Annotated in this window: 14 protein-coding genes and 2 pseudogenes; 5 read left to right on the forward strand and 11 right to left on the reverse strand. The window is 59.3% G+C overall.

Translation table 11 applies throughout. From position 1 onward, the window contains the following. Positions 1-167: 167 nt before the first annotated feature. The 6 genes from KX729_RS22585 to KX729_RS22610 all read right to left on the reverse strand — a co-directional run bounded on the left by KX729_RS22585 (position 168) and on the right by KX729_RS22610 (position 5,902). Positions 168-1,055, reverse strand: a complete 888-nt coding sequence (locus KX729_RS22585; RefSeq protein WP_219744752.1) for a MurR/RpiR family transcriptional regulator — start codon at positions 1,053-1,055, stop codon at positions 168-170. 3 nt (positions 1,056-1,058) lie between these two features. Beyond that, positions 1,059-2,144 carry an ABC transporter ATP-binding protein gene (locus KX729_RS22590; protein ID WP_219744753.1) on the reverse strand — a complete coding sequence of 362 codons (1,086 nt, stop codon included), beginning with the start codon at positions 2,142-2,144 and terminating at the stop codon, positions 1,059-1,061. Next, entirely contained in the window at positions 2,141-2,890 is a 750-nt protein-coding gene (locus KX729_RS22595; protein ID WP_219744754.1) for a glycerophosphodiester phosphodiesterase family protein, read from the reverse strand. Before KX729_RS22595 ends, KX729_RS22590 begins: the two co-directional genes overlap by 4 nt. Positions 2,891-2,911: 21 nt before the next feature. Next, a complete protein-coding gene (locus KX729_RS22600; protein ID WP_219744755.1) occupies positions 2,912-3,721 on the reverse strand; it encodes a carbohydrate ABC transporter permease in 810 nt (269 codons plus the stop codon). Next, complete coding sequence (locus KX729_RS22605; RefSeq protein WP_219744756.1) at positions 3,711-4,580, reverse strand: carbohydrate ABC transporter permease; 870 nt, start codon at positions 4,578-4,580, stop codon at positions 3,711-3,713. Before KX729_RS22605 ends, KX729_RS22600 begins: the two co-directional genes overlap by 11 nt. 62 nt (positions 4,581-4,642) lie before the next feature. Beyond that, complete coding sequence (locus KX729_RS22610; protein WP_219744757.1) at positions 4,643-5,902, reverse strand: ABC transporter substrate-binding protein; 1,260 nt, start codon at positions 5,900-5,902, stop codon at positions 4,643-4,645. Between the two features lie 225 nt (positions 5,903-6,127). Between KX729_RS22610 and KX729_RS22615 the strand changes: the two genes are divergently transcribed. Then, the gene (locus KX729_RS22615; protein WP_219744758.1) at positions 6,128-6,571 is read left to right on the forward strand and encodes an SRPBCC family protein; all 444 of its coding nucleotides are present in this window, start codon (positions 6,128-6,130) and stop codon (positions 6,569-6,571) included. Positions 6,572-6,647: 76 nt separating this feature from the next. On the opposite strand, the gene KX729_RS33600 is transcribed toward KX729_RS22615, so the two are convergent. Both KX729_RS33600 and KX729_RS33605 read right to left on the reverse strand, forming a co-directional pair. Next, positions 6,648-6,791 (reverse strand): hypothetical protein, encoded by a 144-nt coding sequence (locus tag KX729_RS33600; protein WP_246617771.1) that lies wholly within the window; start codon positions 6,789-6,791, stop codon positions 6,648-6,650. After that, complete coding sequence (locus tag KX729_RS33605) at positions 6,785-6,943, reverse strand: hypothetical protein (protein ID WP_246617772.1); 159 nt, start codon at positions 6,941-6,943, stop codon at positions 6,785-6,787. Before KX729_RS33605 ends, KX729_RS33600 begins: the two co-directional genes overlap by 7 nt. A gap of 23 nt (positions 6,944-6,966) precedes the next feature. Here KX729_RS33605 and KX729_RS34430 point away from each other — a divergent pair. Continuing rightward, a pseudogene (locus tag KX729_RS34430) lies at positions 6,967-7,119 on the forward strand (glycerophosphodiester phosphodiesterase family protein); the annotation flags it as partial. A 485-nt stretch (positions 7,120-7,604) separates the two neighbouring features. Here KX729_RS34430 and KX729_RS22630 read toward each other — a convergent pair. Both KX729_RS22630 and dinB read right to left on the reverse strand, forming a co-directional pair. Beyond that, complete coding sequence (locus tag KX729_RS22630) at positions 7,605-8,405, reverse strand: DNA polymerase III subunit epsilon (protein WP_246617773.1); 801 nt, start codon at positions 8,403-8,405, stop codon at positions 7,605-7,607. After that, on the reverse strand, positions 8,402-9,490 hold the full coding sequence (dinB, locus tag KX729_RS22635) for a DNA polymerase IV (RefSeq protein WP_219744896.1): 1,089 nt from the start codon (positions 9,488-9,490) through the stop codon (positions 8,402-8,404). Before dinB ends, KX729_RS22630 begins: the two co-directional genes overlap by 4 nt. A 163-nt stretch (positions 9,491-9,653) precedes the next feature. Here dinB and KX729_RS22640 point away from each other — a divergent pair. Both KX729_RS22640 and KX729_RS22645 read left to right on the forward strand, forming a co-directional pair. After that, positions 9,654-9,954: pseudogene (locus tag KX729_RS22640) on the forward strand (hypothetical protein). A gap of 401 nt (positions 9,955-10,355) precedes the next feature. Continuing rightward, positions 10,356-12,041, forward strand: coding sequence for an FAD/NAD(P)-binding protein (locus KX729_RS22645; RefSeq protein WP_219744759.1), 1,686 nt, complete (start codon positions 10,356-10,358; stop codon positions 12,039-12,041). On the opposite strand, the gene KX729_RS22650 is transcribed toward KX729_RS22645, so the two are convergent. Next, positions 12,017-12,802 (reverse strand): MOSC domain-containing protein, encoded by a 786-nt coding sequence (locus tag KX729_RS22650; protein ID WP_246617775.1) that lies wholly within the window; start codon positions 12,800-12,802, stop codon positions 12,017-12,019. The genes KX729_RS22645 and KX729_RS22650 overlap by 25 nt on opposite strands. 60 nt (positions 12,803-12,862) lie before the next feature. Between KX729_RS22650 and KX729_RS22655 the strand changes: the two genes are divergently transcribed. Continuing rightward, entirely contained in the window at positions 12,863-13,285 is a 423-nt protein-coding gene (locus tag KX729_RS22655; RefSeq protein ID WP_219744760.1) for an NUDIX domain-containing protein, read from the forward strand. Positions 13,286-13,367: the final 82 nt, after the last annotated feature.

Consider the following 13,367-nt stretch of genomic DNA (forward strand, 5'->3'; position numbering starts at 1 on the left):
GAGATCGCTGTGTTCCGGCGTAGCGTTGACCCTACCATCGGCGCCGAAAGGCTGACCCCAGTCACGTAAAGGAACGCTTGCGGGAAAAGATGCCGGCCGTGCTGCACAAGCACAGGCCTGACTATACCCCCAAGCTCGATGCAAATTCGGGGACTGGCCGAACTGACCTACAGAAGCACCTGTGACAGGCCGCTTGTCGCCCGGAAAGCCTTGAACGCGCCGAGCGACCGGAGCGACCGGCCATCGTCGATGGCGGCGAGGTCGAGGATGACGGCGTTGGAGATCGTCATCGGCACGACCAGCGACTGGGATTCGCCGGGATCGCCGCGGGAAACAAGGATTTGGTGATCGGGAGCCGGATCGATGCGCGCGCCGCCGATATCGGTGATGGCGAGCGTCGTGGCGCCGCATCCGGCGGCGATCTCGCGCACTTCCTGCATCAACGCCGGCAGTCGGCGAAACGCCAGGAGCAAGACGACATCATCGGATGTCATCGTCTTCAACACCTCGGCCAGTTGATGGACCTGACTGGCAAGATCGATGGCTTCGTAACCCGACCGGTTGAGGCGCAGCGCGATCAGCGCGGAGAGCGCTGCGAAATGACCGCGGCCGAAAACGAAGACTCGCCGGCAGTCGCGGATTCGTTCGGCGAACGCGCGGACATCGCCGTCGGAGACGCCGTTGCGCGCCTGTCGAAGGGCGGTGATCTCGCTTTCGATGACAGAGTCGAGCAGCCCGCCTTCTTCGGCCTTGACCAGACGGGCGGCCATGCGGGCGGCCGGGCTTTCGAAATCGCTGCCGCCTTCCATCAGATTGCTTTGAAGGAAGGTTCTGAATTCCGGATAACCTTTGAAGCCGAGACGGCGGGCGAGCCGCACCGCCGAAGCCGGGTGGACGCCGGCGCGAAACGAGACCTCCGTGCCGTTTTCCATCGCGGCGCGGATCGGGTCCTGCATCAGCACGTCGAGAAGCCGCGTATCGGCATCGGTGAGCCGTGTCGAATGGCGGCTTATCAGGTCGCCGAGAGGCTGTGGGATATCGCTAGTCTTGTCCATCATTCACTGCCGGGATGACCCGTTCCGAAATTCAGCGCACCGCTTGGACGGGCCGATCGCAGATGCGAGATCAACCCGGGTGCCGCTGTGGTTATCGAAAAAAACCGCCTGGTCAAGATCGTAGCTCACCCAGAAGTTGCTCGTGTCGCGCGGCCTATCCTTGCGACCGCTGGTCAGCGTGATCCGGCCGGCAGCGCTGTCGCAATGCAGGATCAGGTCGGAGCCGGTCATTTCAGACAACACAAGACGGACCGGAAGTGCCGCCTCCCGCGGCTGGTCGAGATGGACGGACATGGCTTCGGGGCGCAGGCCGACCATCAGGTCTTGGCGGCCCTGCCAGCCCGGCAGTTGCGCGACGGGCAGGAAATTCATCGGCGGCACGCCGAGGAAGCCGGCGACGAAACGGTTGTTCGGCCGATCGTAGATCGCCTCGGGCGTATCGAACTGCAGGAGGTCGCCGTCCTTCATGACCGCGATCCGGTCGGCGAGCGACAGCGCCTCCGTCTGGTCGTGAGTGACGTAGACGATCGTGGCACCGAGCTGACGGTGCAGCTCCTTGATCTCGGTGCGCATGGTGACACGCAACGAATTGTCGAGGTTCGACAACGGCTCGTCCATCAAGAAGATCGAGGTGTTGCGCGCCATGGCGCGGCCCATCGCGACGCGCTGCCGCTGGCCGCCGGAAAGCGCGCCGGGTTTGCGGTCGAGATAAGGGTCGAGCTGCAGGGTCTTCGCGACGCTTTCCGCCCGCGCATTGCGCTCGGCTTTAGGCATGCCGCGCAGTTCCAGCCCGAAGGCGATGTTTTCGCGCACCGTCATATGCGGATAAAGCGCATAGTTTTGGAAGATCATCGCGATGTCGCGATTCTGCGGGGCAAGATTGTTGGCCCGCTTGCCGCCGATCTCGATATCGCCCTGTTCGCAGCGCTCCAGCCCTGCAATCAGGCGCAGCAACGTGGACTTGCCGCAGCCGGAGGGGCCGACGATGACGATGAACTCGCCGGGTTTGATGTCCATCGAGACGCCATGCAGGATTTCCGGCCCGTTCGGATAGGACTTGCGGATATCGCGAAGGGTGATGCCGCTCATCGTGTCGCTCCTTCGCGCCAACGGGTGCGGATGGCGATGGCGAGCGTCGGCCGGTCCGTGGTGAAGACCTTGACGCCAAGCGTCAGCACCTTTTCGATCTGTGTCGCGGTATGCGCCGACCAGCATCCGAAATCGAGCCCGGCATCCTGCACCTGCGCCATCAGCGCCGCATCGGCAGTGTCCACATGAACGCCGATTTCCGAGATTTCGTGGCTCTTGCAGAGTTCGATGACGGCGGCAGGCCCAACCTGGCGCAGCACCGGCGGACTGACCAGCCAGAGCATCGGCCGGTCGGTCGCAGCGGCGATCGCATCGAGAGACTCGACCAGGAAGGAGGAGAATGTCGTCCGCTCCAGCATGTCGTGACGGGTGAGCAGGTCCACAACGCGCGGCACGAAATCAGGATACGGCCGGCCATCGGCGCCCGGTTTGATCTCGCAGCGGAAATCGACCATGCTTTCGGCATGGATGGCGCAAAGTTCGTCGAGCGAGATTGGGTTGCCGCCGGCGCCGTAATTGATCACGGCGGAGCGGACTTCAGCCTCCGTCAGCGTGGCGATCGCACCGCTGCGGTCGGTCGTGCCTTCGAGCGTAGCGTCGTGATGCACCATGATGGCGCCGTCGATCGTTGGGTGAACGTCGAATTCCACTTCCTCCAGCGGCATCTGCGCCGTGGCGGAAAAACCTCTGGGCGTGCTGTCGCCGAATTCCAGCGTGCCGCCCCGATGTGATGCTATGCGTGTCATGCTTGTCATGCCTTTCAGGATTTACTTGATCGCGCCCATGGTGATGCCGCGCACGAGGTGGCGTTCCACGAGCAGGAAACCGGCGAGCACCGGCAGGATGGTGATGGTCGAGGCGGCCATGACCAGCGGCCAGTCGACCAGGCCTTCGCCGGGATTGATGCGATAAAGACGCGCGAGCCCGATCTGCAGCGTGAAGAGGTCGTCCTTGCCGACGGCGATCAGCGGCCAGATGTAGTTGTTCCATTCGGTGATGAAGATGTAGAGCCCCATCGAGAAAATCGCCGGCCGCGCGATCGGCACGATCACCCGCCACAGCACCTGCATCGGCGTCGCGCCGTCCATATAGGCGGCCTCGTCAAGCGCCTTCGGAATGCCGCGGATGTACTGGCGCAGGAAGAAGGCCGCGAAACCGTTCGACACGGCAGGCAGGATCAGCCCCGCATAGGTATCGAGCAGGCCGGCCTTGGCGAGCGTCAGGTAATTCGGGATGAGGCTGATATGGCTCGGGATCATCAGCGTTGCGACGGTTGCTCCAAACAGCAGATCGCCGCCGCGGAACTGGAAGCGTGCGAAGGCGAAGGCGGCCATGGTGGCGATGGTGATGCCGAGCAGCGTCACGAGGCCTGAGACGATGATGCTGTTCATGAGATAACGGGCGAAATTGTATTCCGAGACAGCACGGACGTAGTTGTCCAGCGTAAATTCGGGACTGCCGGTGTAATAGGCCTGTGCCGTCTCGAACGATATCCAGATGGAATAAAGGACCGGCGACAGGAAGAGCAGGCCAACGACAAGTGCCAGCCCGACCATGAACGGGTTCTCACGCTTCATAATGCACCTTCCGGCCGATGACACGGGATTTGATCAGCGACAGCACGATCAGGAAGACGAACAACAGGACGGCAAGCGCCGAGCCCTGGCCGATATCGAAAAGCGTGAAGCCGACGCGGTAGAGCAGGTTGACCAGCATGTCGGTTGCACCCGCCGGGCCGCCCTTGGTCATGATGTTGACGATGGTGAAGACCTGGAAGGCTTCGATCACCGAGATCACCAGCAGGAAATAGGTGGTCGGCATGACGAGCGGCACGGTGACGCGCCGGAAGACGTGGAGCTTGCGCCCGCCATCGACGGCTGCGGCATCGTAGAGTTCCTGCGGCACGGCCTGCAGGCCGGCAATATAGATGACGACGTCATAACCGAGCTGTTTCCAGGTGTTGACGAAGATCAGCACCCACAGTGCAAGGCTTGGGTCCTGCAGCCACGGAACCTTTCCGAAGCCAAGCGTGGCCAGCGCAGCATTGACCATGCCGTAGTCGGTGGAAAACACCCAGGAGAAAACGACGGCGATCGAGACGGCGGACGTGACGGACGGCAGGAAGAATGCGGCGCGCAGGAGCCGCGAGGGTAGTGTTTCGCGCACGAGATAGCTTGCGACCGCCAGTGCCAGCGCCAAACGCAGCGGCACCGACAGCACGGCAAAGATCGTCGTGACCTTCAGCGAATTCCAGAAATCGCGCGACGAAAGCAGTGTTTCGTAATTCTCCAACCCGACGAATGGCATGGTCGGCGACAGGAAATCCCAGTGCCGGACGCTGAGATTGAGGCTCGACAGGATCGGAACATAGGTGAAGACCTCGATGAAGATGATCAGCGGCGCAACAAGCAGATATGGGGTCAGGGCACGGAACATGGGCTTTGATACGGTTGAACGACGGGTCGTAACCGACCCGCCGTCTTGGATTGTCACAAGGCTCAGTTGCCGGCGCGCTTGGCTTCGGCGCGGGTCTGGGCGGCGAAGTCCTTCATGGTCTCATCGACCGGACGTTGGCCGAGTGCCATGGCTTCCCACATCTTGTATTCGGTGGTGCGCATCCAGGTGACGACCGGCGGGCGGGCGCGGCCATAGGCATAGTCGAGGCTCTTGATGGCGGTATCGATGCCCGGCTGGGTGGCGAGCGCCTTGGCAGCGACCGGAAGAGCCGCGCTCTTTTTGTTGATCGGCAGGTAGCCGGTGGCGGCGAACCAAGTGGCATTCGCTTCCGGCGACGCGGCGTAGCTGACGAATTTGTATGCGGCGTCCTGAACTTCCTTTGAGGAGGAGGCGAGGATGCCGATGCCGGCGCCGCCGATCGGAACCGAGCAGACCTTGTTGCAGGGCATCGGGCGGACTTCCAGCTTGTCGCCGAGCGCCTTTTTAGAGCCGGTATAATTACCGGTCGAGTTCATCATGATGCCGACCTTGCCGGCGAGGAACGCGTCACGGCCATTGTCTTCTTCGGTCACGCCGTCCGGCGAGGCGACCTTTTCCTTGGAGACCAGCGACGCCATCCACTGATAGGCTTCGATCGTGTTCGGCGAGTCCAGCAGGATGTTATTGGTCTTGCGGTCGATCAGCTCACTGTCATTGGCCATGACGACGCCCCAGCGGGCGAACTGGCCAGGGGCGGCGATGCCGGTAATGCCATCCTTGCCGAGCTTTTCGGTGATCGTTTTGGAGGTGGCGAGGATATCGGCAAAGGTCTTCAAAGCCGGTTCGCCGGTAATGCCGGCGCGCGCCATGATGTCCTTGTTGTAATAGAGGACCGGCGTCGAGGAGTTGAAGGGAACGATATAGTTCTTGCCCTTGTAGACGCCCACTTCGCGGGCATAATCGTAAAGGTCGGCCTTCAGCGGGTCGGTGTCGAAATAGGGCGTCAGGTCGATCAGGGCGCCGCGTTCGGCAAAGAGGCCGTAGCGGGTGACTTCGAGGATGACGGCGTCGGGAGCGCGGTTGGCCGGAATGGCGGCCTGCAGCTTGGCGACGATATCATTGTAGTCGCCGATGAATTCGGCCTGCACGTCGATGCCCGGATTTGCGGTTTTGAAATCGGCGATGATCTTGTTGAGTGCTTCGCCGGATGCCTTGTTGAAGCTGTGCCAGAATTTCACGGTCGTTGCGGCTTCCGCCGAACCGACCATGGAGAACAGGGCAACAGCACCTGCAAGAACTGCGTTCTGCAATTTAAATGACATATAGTCTCTCCTTTGCAAAAAAAATTGCATGCCGTTTTGTCGACGTTTAGCCGGAGGTCGAGACAGTTTCGTAAAGGCTATGTGAATTTTGGATGACTGTTCTGTTGCAGACTCGAAACCTGGCCTAGTCGATAAAAGGACCGATTTTTCGCGATTGCTGTAGGATGGCAGCGCCCCGTCTCGTCCTTGGGTGGTCTAAGCCCATGATCAGGAAGGATCACGACAATGCCAAGCACTATCCAGTTGCACCGGGTTTTCACAACGAGCCCGGACAAGGTCTACCGCGCATTCACCGAGGTCGATGCGCTTGCGAAATGGCTGCCGCCGAACGGCTTTACCTGCACCGTGCACGATCTCGATGCGACCGTCGGCGGCAAGTTCCGGATGTCTTTCCACAACTTCACCACCGGCCATAGCCATTCCTTCGGCGGCGAGTATCGTGAACTCGTTCAGGGCGAACGCCTTGTCTATACGGATCGGTTCGACGATCCGAACCTGCCGGGCGAGATCGTCGTGACGGTCGTGCTCAAGAAGGTGTCCGTCGGTACCGAGGTCAACATCACCCAGGCGGGCATTCCCGACGCTATTCCGGCCGAAGCCTGCTATCTCGGCTGGCAGGAATCGCTGATCAATCTAGCAAAGCTCGTCGAGCCGGAGATCAACCAGTAAGCAGTCCGCAATATCGCAGGTTCAAGGCGGCCATGAAGTCACGCGCTTCAGGCCGCTTTTCCTTGCCGATTGGCACTCAATAGAACGTCCAGCGGAAGGGCATGACCGCCGCGCCCATGGCCGGCGCGTCGCTGGATATCTCGGATATGATCAGCTTCGGGCTGGCGCGGTGAATGCCGTAGCGCGGGCGGTCGAATATCTGTGTCCGGTCGATCAGCATCTGGGCAAGACCGGCCGGATCTGGCCGCCGAAGACGATCCCCTGCGGATCGATCGCGGCACGGATCGCGTTGACGAGGCGGTTATAGGCCGGGGTCACCTCTTCCACCCATTCCAGAACGCCCGGCAATTTCGGGTCGAAGTGCCGGCGCATGTAGTGGATCGAGGGAACATTGACTTGCCCATCGCGGCGCCTGGCACGGCGCGCCGGAAAACAGCCTGGCGGCAATCGAAAGGGCGATCGCAATCGGCGTCAATATCGTCGAACTCGATGTACGCAAGAGCGCCGATGGCGAACTCTTCCTGATGCATGACGACACGCTTCTGCGCATGGTCCTCAGCGAGCGGCTGAACGCGCGTTTCCCGAGCATTGCCATCGTAGGCGAGGAGGCGGTCCCGGAAGATGCATCGGTGGCTGGCGGATATGCGGTTGTCGTGGGTGGTGAGACGTATCGGCCGGCGATGACGAGGGGTCATTTGCTGACTGCGCCCAATGAAACTTGCTGGAAGGAAGTTGCTCCCGCACTATTCGAAGTCTAGCGTTGCTTAGGCCATCTAGGTGATAACCGTTGCTCGTAAGCCGCAACTCGTTATTGATCCGCTTGGAGTATTCGCCTCCCAATTGGTGAAATATCGTCGAATGTGCTCGAAGGAAATTGCGAGCGTGTGGGAGGTGTTCCTGTTGCAGGCGTTTGAACGGTTCGATGTCATCGCGGCGACGTGTGCGGTAAGGCTGAGTGGCAGAAGCGTCTTCAGCGATCGAACGTTACCCTTCCGTCGCAATGCCGCGCTACACCTTCGTCCGCGCCTCCGTATCATAGCAGGGTCCGCTGTGCCGGTTCGATCGATTCCGGTTTGGGATTGTCGCCGCGTCGCCGGATTTCGGTCTCGGCGCTGAAACGGAGATCGATATCGCGATCTCGAGCGAATTCCTGAAGCTTCTCATCGGATAGCCGATCCCAGCCTTTGCCGCGGTCGGGCCCGGATGGTATGCGCGGCAACAGGCCGGGCTCTCGGCTCCAGTCCAATAGCTGTTCAAGCGATGTTTCGTTCAAAAGGTCGCGAAGATGGTGAGCGGTGACATAAGCGTCCGGCATGGCACGGTGCGCGGGCAGGCCAATCTCATGAATGAGACCTTTTGGCATGCGCTGATAACGGAGCATCTGGTTGGAAAAACGTGGCATCTCCGGCCAGACGCGTAAAGCGGATTTCCAGGTGCAGATCCATGGCGTTCCTCCATTGAAACGTGGCGTGCAATATCGCTGTTCGAAACCTGCGCGATGAGCGGCTAATGCATCAAGGCGGCCAGGCGGACGAAGCACGCTCGCGGCAATCTCCTTCCAGAAGGGCGCGTCGGTGACATGGACGTCGAGAATGTGGTGTACCGCGATTGTGTCCGGTGTCATCGGTCGACCGGGATTGACCAGCAGCGCGCCGCGCTCCTCCGTCAGCTGCCATTGGCGATCATCATCGAGAACGACGTCTTGCCAGCCGATCTCGCAGACATCGTTCAGTCCATTGCCGCCAGTCTCAAGGTCGATAACGCGAACTCTTGGCGGTGAGGTGTCTATCGGAAGAGTTTCGATCGGCGTGCCTTGTTTCGTTTGCCCGATCATAAAGCGAGATCGAGCTGCGGTTGTTCCTCGTCGTCGACGCTCTGGTCGTTGGTGAGCGACGAAAGTGTCACTCCAAGCAGCCTGACCGATCGACGGAAAGGATAGACCGCCCCAAGTAATGCCGAGGCGGCCTCTAGGATTTGCGCCACACCGGCGACAGGCAGCGTACTTGTGCGGCTACGTGTCGCCTGGGTGAAATCCGAATATTTCACCTTAATCGTCACTGTCTTGCCGGTGACGCGCTGTGCCTCGCAGTAGCGCCAGACCTTTTCTGCCAGCGGTCTCAATTCGGCAGTCGCCAGATCAAGGTCATTGATATCCACGCTGAACGTATCCTCGGCGCCCACCGATTTGCGGATCCGATCGGGACGCACCTGCCGCTCGTCGGTACCGCGGGCAATCCCATAGAAATAGGGCCCTGATTTGCCGAAATGCTCTACCAGAAACTGCAACGACCTGGATTTGAGATCCGCGCCGGTCTCAATGCCGAGCCGCAGCATTTTCTCGGCCGTGGCCGGGCCGACGCCATGGAATTTCTTGATGGGAAGCTGCTCGATGAAGCGTGGCCCATTCTTCGGCGTGATGACGGCCTGACCGTTCGGCTTGTTGAGGTCGGAGGCCATTTTGGCGAGGAACTTGTTATAAGAAATACCGGCCGAGGCGTTGAGGCCAGTCACCTGTTTGATCTTGGCTCGGATTTCGAGCGCAATTTCCGTGGCGATCTCCATTCCCTTCAAGTTTTCTGTAACGTCGAGATAGGCCTCGTCCAACGAAAGTGGCTCAATCATCGATGTATATTCGGCAAAGACAGCGCGGATCTGCTGGGACACCGCTTTGTAGACATCGAAGCGGGGCGGAACGAAAATCAGACCCGGGCATTTTCGAGCGGCCGTCACCGAGGGCATAGCCGAACGAACGCCAAACTCTCGTGCCTCATAGCTCGCCGCTGCGACCACACCGCGGGCGGCAGCCCCACCCACCGCCACAGGCTTACCTCGCAGTTCGGGATTGTCCCGCTGCTCTACGGAAGCGTAAAAGGCATCCATGTCGACGTGAATGATCTTACGGATGGATAAGGCTACCATGACATTTGTGAATTTCGTTCGGTGGCTAGCGGAAACAAAAAGAGAACATAACAGCCTGGCGGCGCAAATCCAACCCGACGAGATCAGTTTTAAAAAAGACGGGCGAAATAAGACGACTTCAGCGACGTTTGGGCTGCATGGACAATTTAGAAGGAGAAACCCCATGGCCGATGATAGTACCACAACGCTCCGCGCGACCTTCAAAACGCGTGCGGCAGCTGATCTGGCGGTCGAACACCTTGTCCAGCAGCATGGGATCTCTCGGCCGGACATTTTCGTGCAGCCGGTCGCTTCCAATAATTCGGTCGGCACTGGCGGTGACATGCTGGAGCAGGGGCGATGTGCGAACCGACGCGCCTTTGGACGGGGAAATTGAGGTCTCGGCCGACATTAATATTAGCAGAATCGCTGCAGTCCAACGCGCCTTTGGAGACCTTGACGCAATCCGCGTTTCAGGCCGCTGAAAGGAGGAGCCGGTTGAACTGGGTTCTCGTATTAGGTGGGGAGTTGGCATCGAAATGATATGCGGGCCGGCGGCAGGCCTAAAGATAAATAGCTGTGCGGCGCGTTGACCACATCGGAGTGGACGCTGCCGCGACATATCGATCGTCGACTGGAAAGTTTTGCATCTTGCACGATTCGATCTCTAGGAAGTCATTCACGTGTTGTTGGTCTCCAGCAGGACACGTTGCGAACTGGCGGTCGTTCGGCCGGGATTTGGAATGGATGGGGATTTGCCGGTAGATCGTTCCCGAAGCAGCAGGCAGTGATTGGTTGGCGATATCGCAGCCGATGCTGGAACCTGACGGGCCTATGCAAGTTTCTAGACTCACCTCGACTGCCTTCCCCTTAGGAAAATCGCTTTATGCCGTTGAAGATTGCTATTGTGGGCTCCGGCCCGACCGGTATCTATACCCTGAAGGGTCTGATCCAATCGACCGAGCCATTGGCGATCACGATCTTCGAGACAGAAGCAGAACCTGGCAAGGGAACTCCTTACCACCCCGACATCAACGATCGTGCCATGCTTTCGAATATCGCCAGCATCGAGCTTCCGGCGATCTGCGAAACTTTGACAGGCTGGCTGCATAGGCAGTCGGATCGCAACCTACAGCTCTTGGGTGTCGAGCGCACCACCATCGGCGAGCGGGAATTTTATCCGCGGGTTGTATTGGGAGAATATCTGCAGTCACAATTTTTGCAATTGGTCGAAGCTGGTCTGGCGAAGGGTCACAGCATCGACGTCAAGGCTTCCCACAGGGTCTCCGATATTGAACTCCAGCGGCAACAGATCAGCTTGACAGTTCGATCGGCAGACGATCGCGCGACTCAATACCTGTTCGATCACGTTGTCCTGGCGACCGGCCATGACTGGCCGGAAACGACTGAGGTCAAACCCGGTTATTTCATATCACCTTGGCCGGCGCCCGTTCTGAAAAGCATCCCGCCGTCAAAGCTCGGCATTCTCGGCACGTCCTTGAGCGGCATCGACGCGCTGATCACGGTGGCGACAAAATACGGAGCCTTTCTTCTCGATGAGCACGGCGATCTCCAATATCAGCCTTTGCCTGACACCGACGCTTTTCACGCAACGATGATGTCGCGCAAGGGCGTGTTGCCCGAGGCTGATTTCTACTGCGAGATACCGTACCGACCACTCGCGATCTGCACGCCCAATGCCATGGGTCAACTGATCGCGGCCGGCAGCCTCGGGCTCCTCAATGCTATCTTCGACCTCTTCAGATCCGAGCTCGTCGCCTGCGATCCGGATTATGCGGCACGCATAGGGCTGGGGCTGCTGACCGTCGAGACGATTGCGCCGGCCTATTTCAGGGCGCGGGAAGAGGCGGATCCCTTCACGTGGGCAGCTCGAAGCCTCGCGGAGGCCGAGACGAACAAGAAGCGCAGACACACGGTCGAATGGCGGTACGCCATTCTTCGGATGCACGAGGTCATCGCGCGCGCAATCCCGCATCTCGACGAGAAAGACCTTGAGCGCTTCCACAAGCATTTCAAGACGGTGTTTGTCGACGACTACGCAACCGTCCCGCATGAATCGATCCGTCGCCTTTTGGCGCTCCATCGTGTCGGCAAGCTCGATATCCTCGCGCTTGGCAATGACAGCGAGATCGACGATGCTGAGGTGGAGCGCGGGGCTATCGTGCGCTTCGATGGCGAAAGCTTTGCGTTCGACGCCTTCATCGACGCGACCGGTCAACACGCCTTGTCAGCGCGCGATATTCCATTTCCAACCCTCAAGGCGCAGGGGGTTTTGAAGAAAGCCGCCACAAAAGCTGCCGGATCATTGGGCGGAGCCGACGATGGCATTGTTCGCACGGGTGGCATTGACCTCGACAACAAGTTCCGTCCGATCTTCGAGGACAATCTCTCGAACTGTCTCTATTGCGGGTCGATCTCGTTTCTTCTCCACAAGCTGCCCTTCGTGCAAGGCATCACCAGCGCTCGGGAGATCGGTGAAATCATTGCCCAGGCCATCGTCGAGGAGGCTTCGAACAGCGATCTCATTCATCCGAGCATGGCTTTGGTCTGATCGCGAACAAGAATGGCGGCATCGCCGACGGAGATTGCGCCTTCAGTACCGACAAATCCGTAAATTCCAAAATTGCGACGGTTTTGGCGCAGGATCGAGCGCAGGATATCCGGATTTTCGGAGAGGCCCGGTTGGGCGATCAGTGTCATGCCGCACCTTTTCGTTTCCTCCGTCGCCAGCATGGTGGCACTTCCCATCTTCAAGCAGCAGCCGAGCCATGCTGTTTCTGGAAGCCCTACCATCCCCGAGGTGTTCAGAACGATATTGGGCCGGAAGCGCCTGCAATCGATCTCGTCTGTTCCAAGCAGGTTTGCAAGCCACTCCATCGAGCTCGATGTGACGAGATGAAGGGGGCTGAGAGCGTAGCGACTTTCCGCGACGGCACTCGCAACGAAAGTACCCCAAGCTGACAGCTCATAAGGGCGTACTGACACGTCGAAGCCAAAATGATGGCTAAGGCGTTTGTCCATATCCAGCGCGTCGACTGGAATCCATTCGCGGTCGGGAAAGCCGATCTCCGGTATGTCATGCCGCAATCTCGATGAGAGAAAAAGTGCCGACCGCCATCGCGGTTCTTTTTCAGGCGCAGCAGGCTTGCCGGTCTGCGCATCGACAACCGCCCAGGCCCGGTCTCCGGGAACACCGGTCGCGATCAGATCGACCGAGGCAAGCCGTTCGCCGCCAAGCGAACTTACCGGATAACGCCAAATTTCCGCAACCCAACCAACTGGTACCAATATTATCTCCCGGCAAAAATCCAAGCGGGAACTCGTGAGCCGGATCGGGGTTCCTCATTTCAAAAGCCGTACGGAGAGCAAGGTTTGGCAGAGATCGTTTGTGCAGCATTTATCAAGCAGGACCAGGTCCTATTCGTCAGGCGCGCACCACATCGTAAATGGGGAGCAGGTCTTTGGGATCTAGTCGGCGGGCACGTCGATAAAGGTGAAGCAATCGACGTCGCACTCGTGCGCGAATGCCTGGAAGAGGTTGGATTGACGCCACTTGCCTTCAATCATCTGGCGACGAGGTTCGAAGACGACGACCGTGACCGGAAGTCTCCCTTCCATATCTACGCAATCCCGACATGGGCCGGTGGATCCCCAAAACTGCTCGGGACCGAGCATTCCGAGCTTGCCTGGTTCAAGCCGGCCGAGATCGCCGAGATAGATCTCGCGCTGGATGAATACCGGAATGTCGTCATGCAGGCGCTGAGTTCCCAGTACCAAACGCGGTCTCCCTCATAGAGCAGAAGGACTCGATTGGGTGAAGAAGCAGCTTTAACAGCGCTCCCTCTAGGCAAGAAGTTGCGGAGAGCTGGCGCGACTG

The sequence above is a fragment of the Neorhizobium populisoli genome (genome assembly GCF_019430945.1).
In the GTDB taxonomy this organism is placed as follows: Bacteria; Pseudomonadota; Alphaproteobacteria; order Rhizobiales; family Rhizobiaceae; genus Neorhizobium; species Neorhizobium populisoli.

What these genes read in the sequence shown, in the direction of transcription:
- KX729_RS22585 (WP_219744752.1), bottom strand. Translation starts at nt 1,055, where the DNA reads ATGGACAAGACTAGCGATATCCCACAGCCTCTCGGCGACCTGATAAGC.
- KX729_RS22590 (WP_219744753.1), bottom strand. Translation starts at nt 2,144, where the DNA reads ATGAGCGGCATCACCCTTCGCGATATCCGCAAGTCCTATCCGAACGGG.
- KX729_RS22595 (WP_219744754.1), bottom strand. Translation starts at nt 2,890, where the DNA reads ATGACACGCATAGCATCACATCGGGGCGGCACGCTGGAATTCGGCGAC.
- KX729_RS22600 (WP_219744755.1), bottom strand. Translation starts at nt 3,721, where the DNA reads ATGAAGCGTGAGAACCCGTTCATGGTCGGGCTGGCACTTGTCGTTGGC.
- KX729_RS22605 (WP_219744756.1), bottom strand. Translation starts at nt 4,580, where the DNA reads ATGTTCCGTGCCCTGACCCCATATCTGCTTGTTGCGCCGCTGATCATC.
- KX729_RS22610 (WP_219744757.1), bottom strand. Translation starts at nt 5,902, where the DNA reads ATGTCATTTAAATTGCAGAACGCAGTTCTTGCAGGTGCTGTTGCCCTG.
- KX729_RS22615 (WP_219744758.1), top strand. Translation starts at nt 6,128, where the DNA reads ATGCCAAGCACTATCCAGTTGCACCGGGTTTTCACAACGAGCCCGGAC.
- KX729_RS33600 (WP_246617771.1), bottom strand. Translation starts at nt 6,791, where the DNA reads ATGCTGATCGACCGGACACAGATATTCGACCGCCCGCGCTACGGCATT.
- KX729_RS33605 (WP_246617772.1), bottom strand. Translation starts at nt 6,943, where the DNA reads ATGCGCCGGCACTTCGACCCGAAATTGCCGGGCGTTCTGGAATGGGTG.
- KX729_RS22630 (WP_246617773.1), bottom strand. Translation starts at nt 8,405, where the DNA reads ATGATCGGGCAAACGAAACAAGGCACGCCGATCGAAACTCTTCCGATA.
- dinB (WP_219744896.1), bottom strand. Translation starts at nt 9,490, where the DNA reads ATGGTAGCCTTATCCATCCGTAAGATCATTCACGTCGACATGGATGCC.
- KX729_RS22645 (WP_219744759.1), top strand. Translation starts at nt 10,356, where the DNA reads ATGCCGTTGAAGATTGCTATTGTGGGCTCCGGCCCGACCGGTATCTAT.